The organism is Mesorhizobium sp. C268A (genome assembly GCF_040324475.1).
GTDB lineage: Bacteria > Pseudomonadota > Alphaproteobacteria > Rhizobiales > Rhizobiaceae > Mesorhizobium.
Map to the genome: position 1 here is coordinate 1,349,494 of NZ_JAMYVX010000001.1, position 20,910 is coordinate 1,370,403.

Sequence of the window (20,910 nt, forward strand, 5' to 3'; positions counted from 1 at the left end):
CACAGCTCTGTCAGACTCTAGGGGTGAATGCCGCCGACCGTGCCTACCTCTCCCGCGTAGCCGCCTTAGGCTGCGTGCTAGTGTTTCCAGATATCGGTGAGCGGTGTTGCTCCCCAGCCGAAATTCATCATCCCCGTGCCGGTCAGGGGATGGGGCAACGTGCAGACCATTCCCAGGCGATTCCGCTGTGTTTCGCGCACCACTCGGCGCAATCCCCGCTGCCGTTGGGCCACGCGATCCACAAGGGTCAGAAATCGTTCGAGGCGATTTATGGGACCGAAGCGGAGTTGCTTCAGCGCACCCGCGGCTTGCTTATTGAGTGTTCAAAGTGCGCCGTGGTCTTTTGATCGAACGAAGCCGGAGACCACCCAAACGATTAGAAGGCCCAAAAAGAAAACACGGCAGGCGGTAGGACTCCCAACAACCCAAATCTTTTTGTCGCGGCCAGCGGATCGATAGTCTCCAGATTGCGCCCGATTTTAGCGTAAAGACTCTGAACCAATGCGTCATCGGAGAGATCGCCGTACTCTGGCCAAAGCTTTCTAAAGACGGGCAATGAGTACCAGCAGTTGTCGAACGGATTCGGCTTTGCGTAGGTGTCCCACGGCCCTGGATTCTTGTTTTCGTTCGTCGAGTAGTCTTTACTCACCGCTTGCATTTCTGGTCCGGGTATCAACCCAACGTCGAACCAAAGTGCGCGGGGGTGCGAAATGAACGACGCCGTTATCCTGGGCAGCTTCGTGCTGCTCGCCACCGGGATCGCTCTGGCCGTCCTGTGGCTCATCGCCAGCACTGTAGGCGCTGGTGAGAAAAAAGAGCTGGAGGTGTGCTGCACAGCTTGAAAGTGATTTCGCCCATACCTACCTGAACTCCACGATTTCTCGCTACAGAAAGACTGCGAGCCCGGGTCGCCCCGTATCCCGATAAGGCTCTATGCGTCGTCCTATGCGAGTCATTCGCCAAAAGTGGACCTGGATCGATTGAATTCTGGACACGTTTTGGCAAATGAACTTCGGCAGCACGAGACACCCATAAGGGTGACCAACGGGGAAGCCGCCGAGGACTGCATCAACCTCAATTGGGTTGAGCGGGTCCTCGCGCGCAACGCCAGCACTCGCTCCGCCCCTACGGAGCTTACAATGCTACTTCACCCCCGCTTCTGATTGCTCTTTCAGCTGCAATATCCTGGTCGCTGATTTTCTTCCCGAAGCTAAGTCCAGGTATGCAAATCGTCCTCGTGACGGTTCTGTCTAGCCTTCTGTCTGTCGTGTTCAATGCGGCAACAGGAGGCTAAAAACACTTCAGGGCCGCCTGCTTCTAGCGAGGCAGGCGGCGTCCCACCTGCCCGATCTTTTTTGCCCTTCAATAGTGACTATATCTTGTCTCGATAGAGGAGGCTGCCGTGGACATTCTGGGTTTGGAGAAGGTGCGCGAGCACTTCGGTAATGGAGGTGGTTGTCGGGGGTGGCGTAATCTCGGTCCTTGGCGCCGCCGCGCTTGGTCTCACCTATATCGGGAGCATGTTGTGGAGCGCCTACCAGTTTTCTACAAATACGGTAGAAGGCGTGAGCCTGTACGGGATGTTGACGAACGCGCTGTGGCCGTTCGTTTCCTTCGCCGTAATTCTCTTCGGCGCATACTCTTTGATCAGGACGGTTTCCATCGCCCGCTATGTGCGGACCATTGAGGACAGTAGTTTGCGCGCCACAACGGTAGGCGATGACTTGCAAGTGGTTACGGACCAGTTGAAGGCGCTCATTCGCGACGGGACGGCAAGTCGGGCGATATTGGGGACAAGCGACCTCAGCGGTATCGAGGCCCGAGTGGACGAGTCTGAAAAGGCCGTAGCTTTGATGCGAACAGCGACCGCAGAAACGCTCGGATTGATTGAAGACGGGCGTAAAAAGAACCTGTTCTGATGGTTACCGCTTAGCGTGTTCAAACTAGCTAAAACCTATCCTGCGATGAACGCGCCACCGCCAAGGCCCGCCAGGAACGTCCCCACGTTGATAATGACGGTCTGATAGAACTTCTGCTTCGCCGGGACCCCGCTGATGGCGTGGAGGATCGTGAATATCCCGCCGACAAGCAGCGCGCCCATGATCACAAAGAGCATGCGGTGCGAGGGATCATTGATCTGGTCCAGGAGCGTAAGCGGTGGGGCTGGTGGATTCTTCACCTTGTTTGTCGTGGCAGCCTCGGCCGTCGATATAAACGTGAACGGGACAGCGGGCGCATTGAACGTAAGGTCGTGATTTTCAAGGAATTCTTTCGGCCCTTTGTTCAACTCCTGAACCTTAGATACGGTGGCTGCCAGATCAGCGAGGATATCCTGCTTCTGCTTGTCATCCACGGTCAGCGAAGACACCTTTTTCGATATATCCGTTATGTTATTGATCAGGCTGTCGTTCTGGGCGTTGATCAGACTTATCATCTCCTGACTCTTCTCAGCTGCGGTAAGCGCCCGATCGAGAAGTGCGATGATCTGCCCTCTGCTGCCTGGCTCACGCGCCACCCATAGAGTCGAGCTGCAGGCAAAGACGACACCAAGAGTCATGAACCCCAAAGCGAAAGCTATCCCGGTTAAGCCTCGCTGCGGACGCTTCTGTTCGTTTTCAAGGCCTGTAGCCATCTCCGCCCCCCTGGTGGATATTCGTTGCCTGATTGAAGCGGTGGAGCCTATACTTGTAGGCGACTACCCGCAAACGCCCTGCCGACAAAAACGCGGCCCGATGGACTGCCTGTAGGTGTTCCCTTCAGCTATGCGAACTAGCCAAATGCCGGCGGGCAAGGACGTTGCAGTGGCCGCTCGTCAGATAATTGCACCGTAGTAAGTAGGCCTATGGCTGACAATTATGACACCCTTTTGCAGTTCGCCGACGCCGTGTGCGAAATGTGCGCCAACAACAACCTGGCGAAGGCCAATCCGCACGAGGATTCGCTAACCACGCACCTTTCGGCGCTGATGGTCGAACGCTTTCCAGATTGGGACGTCAGTGCCGAATGGAGCAGGCGCGAGCAAGTTCAGAAGAAAATTGCGTGGGATGATGCCGCGGGTGAAGAGCAGCTCAAGCTCGTCAAGCCTGACATCATCGTTCATCATTACCATACCGAAGAGAATCTGCTTATCATTGAAGCTAAGCGGTTTGGCACAAAGAGCGTGCATTGGGCGAACGACATCACCAAACTCAGTTTGATGACACTCCGTGATAGCTCCAACCCTGAGTACCATTATGGTTACGAGGTTGGCGTTCACCTCATAATCGACATGCCGAATCACCGTATCACTGGGTGTGACGTTTACCGCGATGGCGAAGTTGACGCCGAACTGACAGGGTTTTTGCGTGACCTCCTGCCTGCGGGTGACGGAGTTTAATCCTGTCGTCCTCTCGCTGCACTATCGGCGGCGGGCCACCTCCCTCGCGTAACGCTCAGTGCGGAGCGAAAAAGGTTGCTGCCGCCTGCAAGAGCCCAACACCGATCAGCACCCAGGTCAGCTTGCCGATGCGGCTCTGCTGAACGATGCTGTCGTTGTGTCGCCGTTCCTCCAACTCATAGGAGGCTACGGTTGTGATGCCCTGCGGATTCAGCGCATAGCTCATTCCATGGTCACTGGCCGTGAGGTCACCCGAATGCGCCAGTGATTTCAGCACCAGCTCATAGTAATTATTGGTCGCATCCCCTTCGGGATGGCGAAACCACCGACGGCTATAAAGTAGCTCCATCAAACCAAAAATGCTCACGTTGAAAGCATCACTCTTGGCCGTCTCGTTCACGAAGAGGCGTAGCACTTGCATCCGGTCTTGACGTGTCAGCCCGCGCTTGTTGAACCGGCCCTGCGTCCACCGATCCCACCATTCATGGCGCAAGGCGTAGTTCGACAACCAATTCCAGATGTATTCCAGAGGGCTGTTCGTGCGGATAGTAGAGCCGCGATAGTAATGGTCGCCCTGGAACCCAAAGTGAGGCAGGTTGCGCTTCAGCACGACGCACTCAAGGCCGGGCTCGTTGTGGCCGTTGAACCAGAGCCCCTTCAGGCCCTGAGGAACGGCTCCCAGCGAGATGAACCGCTGCTTGGTACCGGGGTCGATAAGTCGGACGCTGAAGTAGTCGTTGGTCCCGTCAATCGTAAAGCTTCCGGAAGGCATCGGGCGGCGCCGCGCCACCTTCGCCGCCAGCATGTACGTCGTTGGCCAACTGGTCATTCAAAAACATCCGCGCCTACTTGCCCTGCGCGATACTGGGAGTGGCTCTGGTAGAATACAATAACCGCCATAACAAAAGGCCCCCGCAAAGGCCTTTTCATTTCGCAAATGCGCTATTGCACCGCGGTAGACTTGGAATCGAGGAAGTGCTCGGCATTCGGGTTGACCCTGGCCTAGTTGAAACCCATGTTGGCCACGCCAAAGATAATGGCGCCGACGATTAGTAAGAAACCCAAAGTATTCTCTTTCGATTGATTCAGCGGTTTAGCGTCTCGCTATTCCTTATTGGTGTCAAACGTAAATGTTGGCGGGCTCATTGTTATGCCGTAGGGTATAAGGGTGAATACCTCTGTAGGCCGCCCGCTGGTTACCCTTGACGATTTAGCCCCAAACTGGCGGGACATCATGCATGCCATCTATAACGAAGGTGGGTGCGATGCGGAGGTCAAAGTGGCTCTGGCCATCGAGCCCTCCCGCGCCATGAGCAACGGATTATGGGACGATTTGCAGGAGCGTGAGCCGGAATTTTCGCAAGCCGTAAAGGAAGGTCGGCAGCTTGCCGAGGCCTGGTAAGCACAAGCTGGCAAACGCGGCATCTTCATGGGCAAGGACTTTAACGCCACCACTTACATCTTCAATATGAAGAACCGCTTCCGAACTGGAGGGATCGGCAGGACGTTGAGCATTCTGCGAGTAAGGACGCGCCGCCGATGTTCACCCTGAAAATCGACAACCGTTAGCCGCCATGCTTGGCAGCGTCCGTCTACCAACGCCCAACCCGCCAGCCGATTAGCCCCCCAGGGTAGTTTCGGGTGCAGCCCTTCGGTTCGTAAGGTGCTGCGGCGCTGAAAGGCTGATTGTATCACGTCAGCCCGTACAGCTTCGCTTACAGCAACTTCGAACTTTTGCAACTCAATCCTGTAATCGTGCTAAAGCGCCAAAACAACCAATTCCGAACTTTTAAGATAGTGAAGCGCGCATAGCCGGGAAATGTCCGGTTCTGGCGCGAAGGTGCTCTGCCTCGCTCATGTCCGCTTCTGGGCAGCGGCCGTTATGACGGCAATGACCGCAATGCGGCGCACAGCAGACGCTCGGCATTGGGCTGACTCTCCAATTCAGTAATCGAATCAATGGTTGAACAATCCTCTTGTCTCTCATTGACCGGAAGATTCGAACCAAGTAGGCACTATACCAACATGGAGGGGTAGCCGTTGTATAAGCCAGGGGGAACAATTGCCGAAGCACTCACTCGAATTCAGACGAAGAGTTACGTTCTTCCAGCCATTCAGCGTGAATTCGTCTGGAAACCAGAACAGATTGAACGGCTTTTCGATAGTCTCATGCAGGGCTATCCCTTCGGTACCTTTCTATTTTGGAAAGTAGAAGCCGCCACCAGTTCCAAGTTCAAGTTCTATGACTTCGTGCTGAACTATCATCAGCGAGACGCCGCACACTGTCCTGAACTACCAAAGCTTTTCCATTAAACCGTTACGGCGGTATTGGATGGACAACAACGACTAACTGCGCTGAACATCGGCCTGCGCGGATCGATGGCGATCAAGCAGCCAAACAAATGGTGGACCAATCCGGACGCGTTTCCTGTCCGGACGCTCCGTCTTGATTTGCTATCTCCGCCTTCACCCGACGAGGACGGGGCTCGGTATAGATTCAAGTTTCTCGACGATGCGCAGGCAGCGCGGGACGAATCCGCGCATTGGTTTCCAGTGCCTGAAATCCTCGGCATGAAGGATGGACCGTCGATGCTCTCCGCGTTGCGGAAGCGCGGCATCGATGGCGATCCATTAGAAGGCGCTTACGAAATATTGGATCGCCTCCACCGAGTGGTGAATTCCTACAACCTGATCAACTACTACGAAGAAGAAACCCAGGACCTGGAGCGAGTTCTTAACATCTTCATCCGTTTGAATTCTGGCGGGACGATCCTGTCGTATTCTGACCTGCTGCTTAGTATTGCAGTCGCCCAATGGAAGCAGGTCGACGCCAGGGCCGAAATTCACAAGTTGGTGGATGAGCTCAATAGGATTGGGACGGGATTTGCGCTCAGCCAGGACTTTGTTCTGAAAGCCGGCCTCATGCTCGCCGATATCGCTTCCGTCGGCTTCAAGGTCGAGAATTTCACCACCGCCAACATGCTCGCGCTCGAGTCTAATTGGCTTGCCATCCGTAGTGCGCTGGTCCGCACGGTAGAGCTTGCCGCCAGTTTCGGGCTGAATGGGCAGACGCTTAAGGCGGACAGCTCTCTCCTCCCCATCGCATATTATCTTTACAAGCGTGGCGCGCCCTCAAACTATGTGACCCACAGCCAGTACGCCGACGATCGGAATGCAATCAGAGGCTGGTTGGCAAGATCAATTGTGAAAGCTTCCGGCATTTGGGGAAGTGGCCTCGATACCTTGCTCACGGCTCTCAGGGAGGTGATCCAATCCAGTGGTGGACAAGCTTTCCCGGTGGATCAACTTCGGCAAGTGATGAGCCAGCGCGGTAAGTCACTCGCCTTTGAACCAGCTGAGATCGAAGATCTGCTCCATCTTGAGTACGGCGACAAGCGAACATTCCCGCTGCTCTCGCTCCTGTTCCCGTTCGTCGACCTTCGCAATCAGTTCCACCTCGATCACGTGTTTCCGATCTCCCGATTCACGGCTGCCAAGCTGCAACGCCAAGGATTCGGCGAGGCGCAGGCCGAGATCATGGCCCGCCACGCCGATATGCTACCGAACCTTCAGCTCCTTGATGGGGCGATCAATAATGAGAAGCGCGCAACCCTACCGGCTGCGTGGCTCACCGCGCACTTGCCTGATGCTGTGGGCCAGCAGCACTATTGCACCAATCACGAGCTCGGCAGCGTGCCAGCCGATCTTGAAGGTTTCGAGGCCTTTTATACCGCTCGGCAAGATCGCCTCCGGATCAAGTTGGACCAACTGCTTGGCAATCCGGTTGCGAAGCAGGGAGGAACATAACGTCGAATTCCACGTCCTGCTTTGCAGACCGCTCGGGGCCGAAATTCACCTTGCACTCGACCGTCAGTTCAGGTGGTCAGAAAGTTGATTGGTTGAAAACGGTGGTTTTGAAGGAAATACAAATTCCTAATTAAGCTGATGAATGACGGCCCCCGGCACAACTGCCTTGGCGATTTCACATAGGTGCTTATGGTGCGTCAGGTAGATCACCTGACCTTTGTTCGCCATCTCTCCAAACAATCTGAAAACCTCCTCCGATCGAATATGGTCGAAGGTTTCCATGATGTCGTCGGCAATGAAGGGCACCGAGGGCCGGAATTGTGCGAACTCGTAATAGCCGGCGAGCCTTAGCGCTAGGTAGAGCTGAAAGCGCGCGCCCTTTGAAAGCGCGTCGGTGACCTTGGATTGCCCGTCACCCTGCACAGCGATGAGCACCTCGCCGCCTTTTGCGGGCTGGGCTGTCAGCCCCGAATACTGGCCACGCGTCATTAGCTTGAACGCGTCTGATGCGCGCGCCATCATCCCGGAGCGATGGCTCTCACGGTAGATCCGCAAGGCATTTCCAGCCGACATGATGCCAAGCTTCAGCTCGATGTAACGAACGGCCTTCTCCTCGATTTCCAGCAGAGTTGTGCGCCGTTCGGCATCCAGGCGTGCGACCTCGCTATCGCCGCCGATGGCGTCCAGCCTATCGGCCGCGCGCGTCTGCCGGATCAGCTGTTGCTGGATGATTTCATCGAACTGGCGAAGCCGCTGCTCGCCCTCCGCCTTCTCGACCACGAGGCTGTCGAAATCGATCGCGTCCAAGATCGAGCGTGCCTGCTCGAACCCGTCGACCGCGAGTTCCGCCACTATCCGTTCCTCAAGTTCGGCGACGGTAGTGCGCAAGCCATCCCGCTCACGCAGCAGCTCGTCGCGTTCGACTACCTCGGACAGGGTGGCGACGCCAAAGACGCCCAGCACTTCGCTCTTGCGGCGTTCGTGTGCCGAAATCTCGTTGTCGAGGATGTCGCGCGTCTCCTTCAGACGCTTCAGGTCGTTGCCGAGGCTTGCCTTCGTTTCGCGTGTCCGCTCGGCGCGCTCCAGGCGCTCGGCAAGGCGGATGGCCAACTGCTCCGGCTCGCCATCCTTCGTTGGCTCGACGGCTTCAGCCGCAACGGCGATGACCTCGACCAGAAAATTCGCCCTGTCGGCCTCCATCTTGTCGATACGCAGCTGCAGGGCGTCCCGTTCCTGCAGAGTTCTTGACAGTTCGGCCAATTGATCGAGCACAGTGCCGACGCCGGATGCGGAGAGCCCGCTTTCGAGCCACGTTCCCTTGAGCGCTTCGGTAATGCCGGCCAGCCATTCCTCCTCGCGACGCTCCGCTACACCTACGGCAACCCGTCGGGCCGCTAGATTCTCTTCTTTGGAGCTCACCATTCTGAGCGCCTCGGCATATTCTGCATCCACCTTGCGCTGCCGATCGAGAAACAGGTCGGCGATGGCCATGATTGCTTCGAGGGTGTCGCTGGGCGCTGATGCTATGCCGACGCTTTCCAGTGCTCCTCTCATTTCCAAGCGCATCTGCTCACCCGCGTCAGCGGCTCGCTCCGCCTTCCTGCGGGCAAGTTCGATCTGTTCCCAGGCAGCGAGCGCATCGCTACGCACCCTGATCTGATCCTCGATCCTTTCGATCAGGCGCTCAGGCGATGCTTCGACGTCGTCTCCAAGCAGCTCTCTGGTCGCCGAGCGAATTTCCAACAATTGGGTGTCCACGTCTTTGTCGAGCTGAGTGCGTTGCATGCGGTTGCGTGACAGGTTGGCCGCAGCCTCGGCCAGGTCGCGAGCGGTTGCCCGGATCTCGGCCAGATCAGCCGCGCCGGCCAGCCGGCCTGCGCTGGCAATGTCATCGCGCGCTAATGCAACGGAAAAATCATCAGCGGTTTCGCCGGTCAGCGCTGCGCGGTGCGTTGCCCACGCATCATCGCGGACACGGCGGAGGGCGGCAGCCGCTTCATCGTCGACAACGTCGACCGAGGCACGAAGGGCATCCAATCGTGCGGCGAGCATCTCATGGTTGCCCTCGTATTCGGCAAGGCGTTCGGCAAGTACGGCGGTGCTCCTGGCCCGCTCTGACGCTACTGTCTTCCAGGCGGCAATGTGCCCTGCGCTCGGAACCGCGACGTTGGCGAGAGCAAGGGCATCTCCGCTCCATGGACGCAAGCGAGCGAGCGACGCCTCCCATCGAATTGTTCCCGCATCTTGCGCCTCGCGAGCCGCCCTGATCTCTGCCAAGTGTCCGCTTGCTCGCGCTTTCGACAAAGCCGAGCCCAGCCTTGCCCTGGCGGGTTCGGGCACCGCCCTTTCCTCGCCGACCCGTTGCCTTGCGGTCTGCAGCGCATCGACTGCTGCCGCGGCCTCGTCCCGAGCGGCGCGCACCCCAGTAGCAATCCCGGACCTTTGCTCGACCATGGCGCGAACGACGCCAACGGTGACGGCAGGCAGAAGCAGTGCGGCAGGGTCCGGCTCGGAAGATCGGCCCAAGGCGGCAAGGCAGCTTGCCACGGTGTTGTTGAGGATCCGCAGCTCCATTCTGCGCGTGGGCAAGTCAAAGCCAGCCGAGGTATGACGCACCTTGCTCTCCGCCAGCCCGCGAATGCGTTCGGAAATCGACAGAATCCGTTCGTCCTCATCGACCGCGGTGACTTTTGCCGTCAGGCGCTCGACCTCGTCGATGTTTGCGGACAGCCGCGTTCTGAGGCTGGCATCGTCATCGATCAGTTCGGTGACACTACCCGTCCATGTGCGGGCTGGGGAGGCGATGTCCGGCAGTTGATTCAGCCGGGCAATCTTGCGCCGGATATCCGCCAGCATCGGCGCCGTCCGCACGTAGCGAGCAATGGCATCCAGCCTGGTCGCCAGCACCGCTCGGTCGCTGATGGTCCCGTCGTACTGCTGCGCTGCGTCGAGACGTTCGGCCTCCAGGCCCTCATAGGTTGATGCAAGGGTGTCGATCGCATCCCTGCGCGACTTCACGTCAACAAGGCGCTTCTTCAGCAGCGCCAGTTCGGTGCCATGCGCCTGCTTTCGATACAGTGTGTCTGCTTCGGCCTCGAGGGCGTTCAACGTATCACTTGCGTTCCCAAGACCGGCGCTGGCCGTGAAGAGGAGCTTGCCGAGGTCGCCCCGCGACTCCAGGATCGACTTCCCACCCGCTTCCAGAGTCTCGTCGTCGAGTGAAAACATCGTCGTGTAGGCGTCACGCGACAGACCGGCGAGATGCGCCGTGATTGCCACGTCGCTCACAGGTTGACCCGTTGCGTTCAGTAGCGAATTAGTACGCTGTTTCGTACGCGTGAACGTGTGCTCGGAGCCGGCCAGTTCCAGCACCCCGCCGATCCGCATGGCACTGTATTCGTGCAGGAAGTTGTAGCGGCTTCGTTCCTCGATGCCGAACAGCAAGTCTAGATAGGCGGAAAGCGCCGTCGATTTGCCGGCCTCATTCAGGCCGAACACGATATGCAGGTCGGGTCCAGATTCCGGTTTGGGTCCGAAGTCGATCGTACCATCGGTGAACTTTCCATAGCGAATGAGGTCAAGGCGCCGCAGCCTCATGACGATCCACCAGACTTAAGGCGGGCAGTCACCAAGTCCGCGCCCTTGGAAAGCACCTCATCGAGGAACCGTTCCAGCCCGGCTTCGTCCTTCCCCGCAAAATCGCGTCCGTCGGCCGGCAGGTCAGCGACCATCTTTTGGACGAACGCCCTCGCCTCGGCGCGGAAAGCCTCCGAGGTGGCATCGGCGCGCATGGATTGCTCGAGTTCGAAAATCGGATCAGCAATATCCTCGGCGGTCTCCGCCCGAGGAGGCGCGAGGTCAAGCTCGAGCTTCTCTACCCACGTATGGCCTAGCAGTTCCGCAGCCTGTTCGGCTTCGGCAAGAAGGAGGTCCCTGTCGCGGATCAGCGCCCATAACAATGGTGACGTTCCTGTCAGGCCAATGCGGGCCACAGCATGACGCGAGCGGACGGCGGCCCGCATCTCCTCGAGTGCGTAGCGAACACGCGCGACTGCCTCGGGCCACTCCACTGCTCCGGTAAGGTCGACGCTGACCCGCTCGAACTGCGCAACGCTGGTCGGCCTTTCCTCGATCTCCACCGAACGGTCGTCGCGCACCGTCACCAGGGTGACCGATTTCTCACCGGCCTCGTTAATATCCCTCCCCTGCGGTATTCCCGGCATCACCACCGTGCTTGCCCCGGAATAGACTTGACGAACATGAATGTGGCCAAGCCCCCAATAGTCAAAACCGTGGGCGTGCAAGTCAGCGATGCTGCAGGGCGCGTAAGCGTCGTGACCGGGCGATCCCGCCAGACTGGTATGCATGATGCCTATGTTGACGGCCCCTTCACGAGCCGCCGGGTATTTGGTCAGCAGGCTGTCCGGCGCCTTAGGGTTTGCAAAGCTCAAACCATGGAAAACGACGTCAAGTCCGCCGGCTGTCTGCAATACCGACTGAGCACGACCGCCAAAGATGGTAACGGTGTCGGGAAACACCAGCTGTTTGGAAATCCGCGACAGGGCGTCATGATTGCCGCGGATCTTGAAAACCCTGATGCCGGCCTGGTGCAGGCGTGTCATCTGCGCTGCCAGGAACCGCGCAGTTTTCATCGAGGTCTGATCGCCATCGTATAGGTCGCCAGCAATGACCAACGCGTCCACACGTTCCTCAAGGCAGAGATCCACTATCGAAACGAATGCCTGGCGGCTGGCGTCGCCCACGAGCCCGGCAAGATCGGGATTTCGCATCGCCAGCGAACGAAGCGGCGAGTCGAGATGAATATCGGCCGTGTGTACGAATCGAAATGCCATTCGGCCTCCGCCGGGGAAAGAGGTGTTCCGAGCTTCGACAGAAATTGCAACGAGGGCGCTGCAGCGCCCCGTTACACTTCAGCTAGTTTCTCGCTCGCGGATTCGCCGGCCACCAACAAGCCGTCTTGGGACCGTAACAATCCCCTGGCAACCAAATCGGCGACCCCAGCTGAAATCAACTGCCTCAATTGTGCGCTTGTGGCTTTGAAGCCCAGCATCCTCGCAACGCCTGTGGCGATCTCTTCTTCTGTCGCACCGAGGTTGGATTTCACGACTTCCATGGCGCCTTGGGCGACTTCGTCCTGCGCAATCATTTCGGGCTTGCGCAATCCAGCGGAGAAAACCCCACTGCGATCCCTGAGACGAACAGGAGCACCTGGCTTGAAGCAGAAGTTGCCTCGACGGGCTACTGCACCACCTCTCTGTGCCATGCTTACCCCTCGCTCGATTGCATCCTGAATCCTGCCACCGGCCCGCTGCAGACCCCAGGCGTCCCGAATACGCGAAACTATTTCGTCGAGATGGATCGGTGTTTCGGTAGCCACGACCTGCTCGACCAGTCCGGCCATGATTCCGCTGGGCGTCTCGTGGAGTTCGAACAGTCCCGGTCGCCTTAGTTGAGTCTCCTCGTAGGCTCGATTGGGTGTCTCGGTTCCGTTTGTGCTTTCGAGACCGATTTCCGTGACGTTCCCTCGGTCGACCGTAACAACCTGCACAGCAACAGCACGATTTCTCTGAACCCCCAATTCGGCTCGCTCATCGAGTTCTTTTCTCGCAGCCTCTATCGCTAAGATCGTTCGCTCTAGCTGTTCACGAGGTCGTTGGAACCAGTCAGCGCTCCAGATGCGATGAATGATCCAACCATGGTCTTCCAGAACAGACTGCCGAAGCCGGTCACGATCCCTGGCCGAGCGAGATGAATGATATTCTGCGCCATCGCATTCAATGCCGAGTATATAGCGGCCCGGCCTCTCTGGATCCGCAACCGCGAGGTCAATGAAGAAGCCGGCAATGCCCACCTGAGCATGAACCTGATAACCCTTTTCGATCAGTGCCTTGGCTACCTGTTCTTCAAAGATTGAATCCATTTCGCGAACCGTGGCTTGGGCAAGCGAAATTCGCCCTGTTCTCGCGTAGTGCAAGAAGAGCTTGAAGGCGAAGATGCCTTTCCCTTTGCCACGCTCCAGGTCGATGTCCTCGTCTGTGATGGACGCAAATACCTCACAGCTGCGCTTGGCGCGGCTTATGAGTACGTTGAGCCGACGCTCGCCGCCTTCCGCACCAAGAGGGCCGAAACGCATGGCCATGTATCCCTGCGCATTCTTGGCATACCCCACTGAGATCATGATCACGTCGCGCTCATCGCCTTGAACATTCTCGAGGTTCTTGACGAAGAATGGCTCGCTGGGATGAGCGTGGAAGAACTCCTCCGTATCGGGATTTAATCGCCGCAGCGCTTCGAGTTCATCCTGGATCGCGCGGCGTTGGCTAACCGAAAATGTTGCAACGCCTAGAGTCTCTTGCGGGTTCACCTTCGCATGACGGATGATTGCTTCGGCTACTGCTCTCGCCTCTACCGGATTGGTTCCTGTTCCGCCGGAATCGAAGACCCCCTCCGGCACATGATGAAACCGCAACCCCATGCCCGCCTCTTGGGTATAGGGGCTTGGAACGATGAAAAGCCGGTTCTCGTAGAACTGGCTGTTCGATACGGCGATTAGAGATTGGTGACGGCTACGGTAGTGCCAGCGGAGCATACGCTGCGGCAAGCCGCGGGCCGTGAACAGTCCAAGGATGCTTTCAATGTCGGCGACCTGCGCGCCCTCGCCCTCGTCATCGTCAGACTGCGAGCCTGTCATCTTCGCGAAGAATGTCGTGGGTGGCAGTTGGCGTTCGTCGCCAACGACGACCACCTGATTGGCCCTGGCGATCGAGCCAAGCGCGTCCACAGGCTGGATCTGAGATGCCTCGTCCATCACGAGCAGATCGAAGGACATCCGGCCGGGCGACAGGAATTGCGCCACCGAAAGCGGGCTCATCATGAACACTGGCTTGAGTGCCTGAATGGCGGGCCCTGCCTTCTGCATCAATTGCCGAATGGGCATGTGGCCTCGTCTGCGCGCCATCTCAGAACGAAGCAGTCCGACAGGTCCAGCTCCGCCGTCTCTTGAAGGAATTTTCCGGTGATGGGCCGTCACCACTTCGATGGCGCCGGCCTTGATGCGCTGGCGGTCCAGATCTGCGAAGTCACGTACAGCCCTGGAATGCAGTTCCCCGTCGAACCTTGCCAGCTCCGGCTCATCGGTCGCCATCGCCAGAAACATTCGTTCGTAGTAGGCCATGTCAAAAACTGATCGTGCCGATCCTGTTGTAATCTGGCCGTTGGCTAGACCGTCTATCAACTGTCCCACTCCAGCCTTGCGAGCTGTTTCGGATCGCTCTTCATAGGCAACCCATTTCGAGAGCTGCTCCTGATGATCGAGCCAACCCTGTAGTCGAGAAACGACCTCACCTATCGCGATGTCTGGAAAATCGTCTACTCCAAACAACGAGGGAGCATCGGCCTTCAAATCGCTTGAAAGCGCCTTCAATTCCTGCGCTGCCGCCTGGGTCGCTTCCCGTGCTGAACGAGCCGAGTTTGCGATCTCTTTTCTTTCAGGTAACCGCGCAGCCAAATGTCGGATTGAGCCATTTTCTCTCAGCCAAAGCTCGGCTTGCGTGAGAGCGGCCCAATCCGATCCTCGACCGAACCACGACGAGCCGAATGCGAACCTACCAAGGCTTTCCCCGGCATCGATCTCTTGAGCAAGCGCTTGTAGTCTGCCTAGTCGGCGCAGTAGCTCCACCCGCTCAGTGATCAGATCCGGAACGTCAGTCAGAACCTGTCGTGACGCATCATCGGCTTGAGCTACAGTGCTCGCCTTCGCTTCCATCAGTTGCAGTGAGGCCCGCTCAGCGGAAGCCACATCACCTAGCATGGATGACGCGAGATGGCCGAGATCGTTCCAGAAACCTTCGATAATCGGCCGACCGATTTCGATAACCTTGCGAACTCGCGCTGCACGCGCACCGGCCTCGGAGCGTTCCGCCATCCGGCCGGCGATAATCCGAGGTTCCGAGCCTAGCCCTCGTAAAGTGCGCATCCACTCCACTAGCGCCAGCAGTGGCGCGGAAGCCGATCGCTCCCCACGCCAATCTGCCCCGAAGGCGGAGCGGCCAAAGGAGTCGCCTTCGCGGACTCTTACTGCGGCCGCCTGGCCCTTCATCAAAAGGTCGAGGAGACCCACTATCTGCGTCGCAGGCGCACTAGGGTCGACCACAATAGTCCGCACAAGTGCAGTGGCGCGACGGTAGTCGCCGTTCAAAGCTTTTAATATCCCGGTGTGTGTGGCGAGCGCTTGCCGTGCCGCGGCCACCTCGGTGCTCCACGCGGCGTCAACAACCTTGCCCTGAAGGTCGGCTTTGGCAGCCTCAAGCGTCGCTACGCTGTCGGCAAGGTCGCCTGCCTGTTCAAGCCCGGAGTCCCAAACTGTGGCTGCGAATGCCTCAGGGCTTGCATCGGGGGCTGCCGCAACTCTCTCGCCGGTGACCACTAGCCTGAGAAGTCCCGCAAGCGTGTCTGGTAATATCGCCGATCCGAGTTCCTGATTCAGGCGCTCAGCTTCTTCCGTCAAGCGTGGGAGCAGCACGGTCAGCTGTCGCGCACGATGGAAACCATCTTTCGGAAATTCCGAGGGAAGCTTTGCAAGCTCTGTCTCGAGACCTTCCATTGGCGTGTCGACAGCAGTCGTCGCCAACTGCTCCGACAGTTCCTCGGACTTGCGCGCGAAATCCGTTCCTGTCCACAGAAGCGATGAAATGTCTTTTGGACGTTCATCCCACACCGGCGAGACTAGCGCCTCAGCAGGAAGCCCAGGTGCGGAAGCGAGAAGTTCCGCGCGATCTTCTATCTCGCCGCTGTCGCTGAGAACTTGCGGGGGCTCGGCCTCGATCCGCTCAGCAATATCGACCAATTTGGCGTGCAGAGCCTTGGCTTGATCCAGCAACGACGCAATGCGTGCGACGAGCCTCTCAATGGTCGTTGGAAGAACGACATCCAGGCCAACTCCCCGCCATGGGTGGTGGATCGGCAAGCCGATCTCGTTGATCCGCTGAGAGACCTCATCGAGCAGCTTTCGACGTTGCGAAACACCGTCGTTCGTCCAAGTGGTGGCATCCTCAAGTTCAATATCAACTGGTTTTTGTCCACTCTGCCTTAGTCGGGTTAGCTGGCCAAGAACCTGGTACGGAGTGAGTTCGGACGTTCCAAACGCAACATGCATTCGTGCAGCATGTGCATTGAGTTTATCGCGAGCCTCCAGCAAGCGCTCAGTCAGCGAAGAAGGAAGCTGTCCCCGAGGCGAGCCGAGTTGCCAGGTGCGCCGCAACTCCTCCAGCATCATGCGCTTGTTCGCCTTGTTGCTATGGAGCTCGAGGCAGGCGTCCCCCACCCCAGCCGTGTCAAGCCGTCGCTTCACGACCTCGAGTGCGGCCATTTTTTCGGCCACGAAAAGCACGGTCTTTCCGTCGGCAATGGCCGACCCGATAATGTTTGCGATTGTTTGCGATTTCCTGTCCCGGGCGGACCCTGGATAACGAGGTCGCGACCTTTCCTGACGTCATGGATCGCCAGTGTCTGAGAACTGTCACTGTCGACGATATGCAACATTTCGGCGGGCGCGATATGCGGATCAATCGCAATGTCGTCCGACATCAGCGGATCGCGTGTTTCGAAACCGTCTGAAAGAAGCGAGCGGATCTTGGGTTGTTCGATAATCTTTGTGCCATCCGGCCAGAGATCCGGATCCAAGTCACGGTACATCAAGAACTTCGCAAACGAGAAGAAGCCGAGCACCATATCGTCGGCAAGCACCTCCCAACCCTCTTTGGTCGCCACGGCATCGGCAACGGCATCGAGATAGGCCGAGACATCGAAGTCGTCTCCCACCTCAAAACGCGGCAGAGCGAGCTTGTGTATACGGTCGAGATAGAGTTCCAAGGAGAGGTTTGCGGTAAGATCTTCCGGCCGAGCTCGCAGCCGGAATTTTTCTCCAGCGGCCCCTCGCTCAAGCCGAACCGGCACCAAAATGAGCGGAGCCTGACGGATGTTTTCTTTGTTGTTCGGGTCAATCCACTTCAGCATTCCAAGGGCCAGAAAGAGGATATTGACGCCCTGCTCTTCCTCGAGTGTGCGGGCATCATGGTAGAGATCAAGGAGCCGCCGCTGCAGCCCAGTTGGGGTCATCCGCGTCTGCAGCTTGGTGTCTGAGTGTCGCGCGGATACCCCTCTATTGTCGACTTCCTCGTCCTCAGGCTGAGCGAGAGCGACGGGGGAATAGTCGATTTCCTCGTCTGTGGGGCTGCTTCCGTCGTGGCCTGCTTTCGGCCTATCGGGCTTGCCGGCCAGGAAGGTAAAAGCTTTTCCTTCGGTCACCAGCAATCGATAGATTTCGGACGACTTCTCGTCGACGATGTCGATCGTCTTCGCGCTCTTGGAAAACCGCGGCACATTCAAAAGTCGATTTCGGGCGGAAAGATCGAGCAACTCCATCCTGGCGCGCTCGAGCTTCTCCTTTAGAGGGAGATCGCTTTGGAAGACTGACTGTTTAACGTCCAACACTTACACCCCTTACAAGGCGGACCACTTAGAGCCTGCGTAAGAGGTCGCGCAAGAAAAAACAGCCGTTTTCAACTTCAAACGACTGCGGTCAACGCGGTAAAACGTTTAGTATTGTGACATTCGATATGGGCGAAAAGTTATTATGCTCTGGCCCAGACCACCTAGTTAATCACTATCTGACGAGGGTTCTCTCTCCCTGCTGCCATAGATAGCTGCGTCGATCATGTCTTTGTCCGACATGGAGAATCCGTTGCGGTATCGCACGGCCCCTGCAGTTGGGGCTCGGTCCGATCCCTTACCTTTCCCGTCAGCAACACCGCCCTTTGGCTTACCCTTGGGCGGATCTTTCGAAAATGTCATAGCTGCGATCCTTGCTCTCTCCAACTCTAAATCCATCCATCGGCTACGCTCAAGCCGCTTTCTCGGTCATACAGAGAAAGCGCCTCTCAAACATTGGGCGAACCTCGCCACCGCGTGTTGCATGGATTGATTGCCCTTGGTCGCGGCACGCTTCCTGTCGTCAACCGGGTTCAAGAAAAGGGTGGCTACCACTGGCGTCCTTAGCGTCTTAAGTGCTTCAGGTAGTCCATGAAGACGATGCACTGAATGCGGAGGGCTTTCATTCGTTGGAGGCGGCTGGTTTTTTCGACGGATAAGTAATAGAGGGGTGTTATATTGACAAATTACGGAGCTATGAATTGGCTGACGAAATCCAAAATACCCCCGGCACACTGATCGAGCTTACCGCCGACATCGTTGCGGCCTACGTAAGCAAAAATCCAGTGCCTGTCTCTGCCCTGCCCGACCTCATTGCGAGCATAAATTCATCCTTGACGCGCATCGGTCAGCCAGTTGAACCGGAAAAGCCGACCCAGGTTCCTGCAGCCAACCCCAAGCGCTCGGTCACGCCGGACTACATCATCTGCCTCGAAGACGGCAAAAGATTCAGGTCACTTAAGAGACATCTGAGCACACATTTTGGCCTGACACCCGATGCCTATCGTCAAAAATGGGACCTGCCAAAAGATTACCCCATGGTGGCGCCTAACTATTCGGCGACTCGCTCTAAGTTAGCAAAGTCGATGGGCCTCGGTCGCAAAGCGGCGGCGCCGAAGAAAGCGCCCGCAAAGAGGGGAAAGGCACGTTAGAAATCATGCGGCCAGCGTTTCACAAAGGATCAGAAATTGAATAGCGATCGCTATTCTCATCGTCGCAGCGCGCGACCCAGACGCGGCAAGGGAACAACCGTTCGCAGACGTTTCTTTTCAAGGGTGCCGTTGCGCCTGATCCTGATGATCGTGGTAGCCTTGGCTGCTTACGTCGCGCACTATTTTACGGGCCCGGGCGACCAGTTAGATGGTCTCGATATAGCAAACTCGACCGGGTCGACACCGGCGCCGATCGTCGGCATAGCATCGGTGGTTGATGGAGACACGATAGAGATCCACGGGCAGCGTATCCGCTTCAACGGCATCGATGCACCCGAAAGCCGCCAATACTGCAATGACGCAAGCGGACATCAATACCCCTGCGGGCGCCAGGCCGCCGAAGCACTGGCGAATTTCCTTGCGGCTTCGCGGCCTGTCCACTGCACATTTGTTTCATGGGATCGGTACCGTCGCTTCGTCGGTGATTGCCGGCGCGCGGACGGTGTCAGCGTCGCGTCCTGGATGGTCGAACATGGCCGAGCCTTGGACTGGCCCCGCTATAGCCACGGCGCCTATGCGCAACAGCAAGCTAATGCTGAAACTGCTAAGGTTGGAATCTGGATTGGGACTTTCGACAACCCTTGGGATTGGCGCGAAAAGCATGCCGAAGCTTCGAACCCAACCAAAAGCCCACTTGGACTTATCAGCCGTCGCCAAGTAGCACAGAGCTACTCATGCCAACCTCGCCGCTTTTGCACGCAGATTTCATCCTGCGAAGAAGCGCGTTGGTATCTCGACAACTGCTCATGGGGGAGCAAGCTGGATCGAGATAGCGATGGGATCCCGTGCGAAGGCGTTTGCTGACCTGCCGTGCTTTGAGCCATCGCCGACCATCACTCCCTTGAATGCGCATTTAGCGATATGGATTGGCGGCCGGAGCTTCGATGCAATTGCGCGAGCGCCGATAGAGCCTGGCAAAATGGCTGACTGACGTTTGTCTTGGAAAATTCCACCAGCTCGTTAAGTCCGGACGAGCTAGAAAGCCGCAAGGCTTCGTAGAGGCAGACAGGGATCTGCCGATTATCCTTGAAGCGTTTGTCGGGCCCGCCGTTTTTGTTGGGATGAGCCCAGGTGTAGCTCACGATCTCAGCATCAGATGGAACTTTGCCGGTCTCGATAAAATTGGTCGGAGCAAATTGCGTCCGAAGATCTCCATATCCAACGGCGCCGTATCGGTTTCCGTCCTTCACCAGGACTAGGTCAGGCATGAAGTAAAGGATTTGCCGGCCGACATGGAGCGAAGGTGGCGTCACGTTGCTGCGAACAACCTTCGGCAATGTGCTCTCGAGCGTCGTCGACTTTTTGTCGACCAGCATCGTCGCGCCGGCGTTGCGCTTCCAAGCCGTCAGGTCCTCTATTTTGCCACCAGCAGCGACATGCCATTTTCCTGCGCAGCGAGTGAGGGTATCGAAGGCGGTGACAAGTCGCCCGTAGGCAGCCTCCGCGTCTTGCTCCAGATCATAGTAGAGGACGCTCACCCGGCTGTAGCTGTCAAACCATTTGCCAAGAAGCATACCCGGCACAAAGGCACCTATGCCCAGAACCGGTGCGGCACCTCCGAGCTTGGTTCCCACGAGGAAGCCTCCTATCCCGAACAGAACCGCGAGCGCTACCGACAGCCGCGTCTGCGATTGCCGCGCATTGATTTCATCGAGCACACTGGCAAATGTCTCGTCCCGCATCTCCACCACATCGCGGGACTCGATTTCTCTCATCACGACGCCGTCAGAGACGTATTCCGGGGGCGAGGATTGTGGACGGGGTTGCGGTGCAGGCGGGTTTTGAGAGAGCTGGGCTACCTTCTTCGCGCCGGCCTTGCCTAAGGTGCCTCGATAATAGAGACCACCGACGCCCGCGTGGATATAGTGGCCTCGTGGCCCAGTGCCGATGCGGAGGCCCTTCACGCCGACGGAAGCGCCTACCCCGCCGGACGAGAAGTTAAAGCGGAATGGTCCCGCACTGATCGATTTTCGAACGTAAAACCCCATGCGCCAATCCCCCCAACTC

14 protein-coding genes and 1 pseudogene are annotated in these 20,910 nt (G+C 57.6%); 8 read left to right on the forward strand and 7 right to left on the reverse strand.

Going from position 1 to position 20,910, the window contains the following annotated elements; all coding sequences use genetic code 11:
* The first annotated feature begins 23 nt into the window (after nt 1-23).
* From NKL06_RS06800 to NKL06_RS06810, 3 genes are all read left to right on the forward strand, one after another.
* Entirely contained in the window at nt 24-347 is a 324-nt protein-coding gene (locus NKL06_RS06800) for a Ref family recombination enhancement nuclease (protein ID WP_023692703.1), read from the forward strand.
* A gap of 363 nt (nt 348-710) precedes the next feature.
* Nucleotides 711-842, forward strand: coding sequence for a hypothetical protein (locus tag NKL06_RS06805; protein ID WP_023692701.1), 132 nt, complete (start codon nt 711-713; stop codon nt 840-842).
* 603 nt (nt 843-1,445) lie between these two features.
* On the forward strand, nt 1,446-1,919 hold the full coding sequence (locus tag NKL06_RS06810) for a hypothetical protein (RefSeq protein ID WP_023692699.1): 474 nt from the start codon (nt 1,446-1,448) through the stop codon (nt 1,917-1,919).
* A 35-nt stretch (nt 1,920-1,954) separates the two neighbouring features.
* Here NKL06_RS06810 and NKL06_RS06815 read toward each other — a convergent pair whose 3' ends face one another.
* Nucleotides 1,955-2,632, reverse strand: a complete 678-nt coding sequence (locus tag NKL06_RS06815) for a hypothetical protein (protein ID WP_023692698.1) — start codon at nt 2,630-2,632, stop codon at nt 1,955-1,957.
* A 210-nt stretch (nt 2,633-2,842) separates the two neighbouring features.
* On the opposite strand from NKL06_RS06815, the gene NKL06_RS06820 reads away from it, so the two are divergent.
* A complete protein-coding gene (locus tag NKL06_RS06820; RefSeq protein ID WP_023692697.1) occupies nt 2,843-3,376 on the forward strand; it encodes a hypothetical protein in 534 nt (177 codons plus the stop codon).
* Between the two features lie 55 nt (nt 3,377-3,431).
* On the opposite strand, the gene NKL06_RS06825 is transcribed toward NKL06_RS06820, so the two are convergent.
* Nucleotides 3,432-4,205 carry a hypothetical protein gene (locus NKL06_RS06825; RefSeq protein ID WP_023692696.1) on the reverse strand — a complete coding sequence of 258 codons (774 nt, stop codon included), beginning with the start codon at nt 4,203-4,205 and terminating at the stop codon, nt 3,432-3,434.
* A gap of 405 nt (nt 4,206-4,610) precedes the next feature.
* On the opposite strand from NKL06_RS06825, the gene NKL06_RS06830 reads away from it, so the two are divergent.
* Nucleotides 4,611-4,778, forward strand: coding sequence for a hypothetical protein (locus tag NKL06_RS06830; RefSeq protein ID WP_023692695.1), 168 nt, complete (start codon nt 4,611-4,613; stop codon nt 4,776-4,778).
* Between the two features lie 638 nt (nt 4,779-5,416).
* Nucleotides 5,417-7,183: pseudogene (locus NKL06_RS06835) on the forward strand (DUF262 domain-containing protein).
* A gap of 126 nt (nt 7,184-7,309) precedes the next feature.
* On the opposite strand, the gene NKL06_RS06840 reads toward NKL06_RS06835, so the two are convergent.
* The 4 genes from NKL06_RS06840 to NKL06_RS06855 all read right to left on the reverse strand — a co-directional run bounded on the left by NKL06_RS06840 (nt 7,310) and on the right by NKL06_RS06855 (nt 17,692).
* The gene (locus tag NKL06_RS06840; protein ID WP_023692694.1) at nt 7,310-10,780 is read right to left on the reverse strand and encodes an ATP-binding protein; all 3,471 of its coding nucleotides are present in this window, start codon (nt 10,778-10,780) and stop codon (nt 7,310-7,312) included.
* Nucleotides 10,777-12,036, reverse strand: a complete 1,260-nt coding sequence (locus tag NKL06_RS06845) for a metallophosphoesterase family protein (RefSeq protein ID WP_023692693.1) — start codon at nt 12,034-12,036, stop codon at nt 10,777-10,779. The genes NKL06_RS06840 and NKL06_RS06845 overlap by 4 nt, the downstream gene beginning before the upstream one ends.
* 71 nt (nt 12,037-12,107) lie before the next feature.
* Complete coding sequence (locus NKL06_RS06850) at nt 12,108-16,592, reverse strand: DUF3320 domain-containing protein (protein ID WP_352580068.1); 4,485 nt, start codon at nt 16,590-16,592, stop codon at nt 12,108-12,110.
* On the reverse strand, nt 16,550-17,692 hold the full coding sequence (locus NKL06_RS06855) for a DUF4011 domain-containing protein (protein WP_352580070.1): 1,143 nt from the start codon (nt 17,690-17,692) through the stop codon (nt 16,550-16,552). The genes NKL06_RS06850 and NKL06_RS06855 overlap by 43 nt, the downstream gene beginning before the upstream one ends.
* Nucleotides 17,693-18,393: 701 nt before the next feature.
* Here NKL06_RS06855 and NKL06_RS06860 point away from each other — a divergent pair.
* Together NKL06_RS06860 and NKL06_RS06865 are read left to right on the forward strand one after the other, a co-directional pair.
* Nucleotides 18,394-18,843, forward strand: coding sequence for a Ros/MucR family transcriptional regulator (locus NKL06_RS06860; RefSeq protein ID WP_031210551.1), 450 nt, complete (start codon nt 18,394-18,396; stop codon nt 18,841-18,843).
* Nucleotides 18,844-18,879: 36 nt separating this feature from the next.
* A complete protein-coding gene (locus NKL06_RS06865; protein WP_196814152.1) occupies nt 18,880-19,707 on the forward strand; it encodes a thermonuclease family protein in 828 nt (275 codons plus the stop codon).
* Between the two features lie 29 nt (nt 19,708-19,736).
* On the opposite strand, the gene NKL06_RS06870 is transcribed toward NKL06_RS06865, so the two are convergent.
* The gene (locus NKL06_RS06870) at nt 19,737-20,891 is read right to left on the reverse strand and encodes a DUF4236 domain-containing protein (RefSeq protein ID WP_023692690.1); all 1,155 of its coding nucleotides are present in this window, start codon (nt 20,889-20,891) and stop codon (nt 19,737-19,739) included.
* Between the last annotated feature and the right edge of the window lie 19 nt (nt 20,892-20,910).

What these genes read in the sequence shown, in the direction of transcription:
- NKL06_RS06820 (WP_023692697.1), top strand. Translation starts at nt 2,843, where the DNA reads ATGGCTGACAATTATGACACCCTTTTGCAGTTCGCCGACGCCGTGTGC.
- NKL06_RS06870 (WP_023692690.1), bottom strand. Translation starts at nt 20,891, where the DNA reads ATGGGGTTTTACGTTCGAAAATCGATCAGTGCGGGACCATTCCGCTTT.
- NKL06_RS06825 (WP_023692696.1), bottom strand. Translation starts at nt 4,205, where the DNA reads ATGACCAGTTGGCCAACGACGTACATGCTGGCGGCGAAGGTGGCGCGG.
- NKL06_RS06830 (WP_023692695.1), top strand. Translation starts at nt 4,611, where the DNA reads ATGCATGCCATCTATAACGAAGGTGGGTGCGATGCGGAGGTCAAAGTG.
- NKL06_RS06805 (WP_023692701.1), top strand. Translation starts at nt 711, where the DNA reads ATGAACGACGCCGTTATCCTGGGCAGCTTCGTGCTGCTCGCCACCGGG.
- NKL06_RS06840 (WP_023692694.1), bottom strand. Translation starts at nt 10,780, where the DNA reads ATGAGGCTGCGGCGCCTTGACCTCATTCGCTATGGAAAGTTCACCGAT.
- NKL06_RS06845 (WP_023692693.1), bottom strand. Translation starts at nt 12,036, where the DNA reads ATGGCATTTCGATTCGTACACACGGCCGATATTCATCTCGACTCGCCG.
- NKL06_RS06810 (WP_023692699.1), top strand. Translation starts at nt 1,446, where the DNA reads ATGGAGGTGGTTGTCGGGGGTGGCGTAATCTCGGTCCTTGGCGCCGCC.
- NKL06_RS06815 (WP_023692698.1), bottom strand. Translation starts at nt 2,632, where the DNA reads ATGGCTACAGGCCTTGAAAACGAACAGAAGCGTCCGCAGCGAGGCTTA.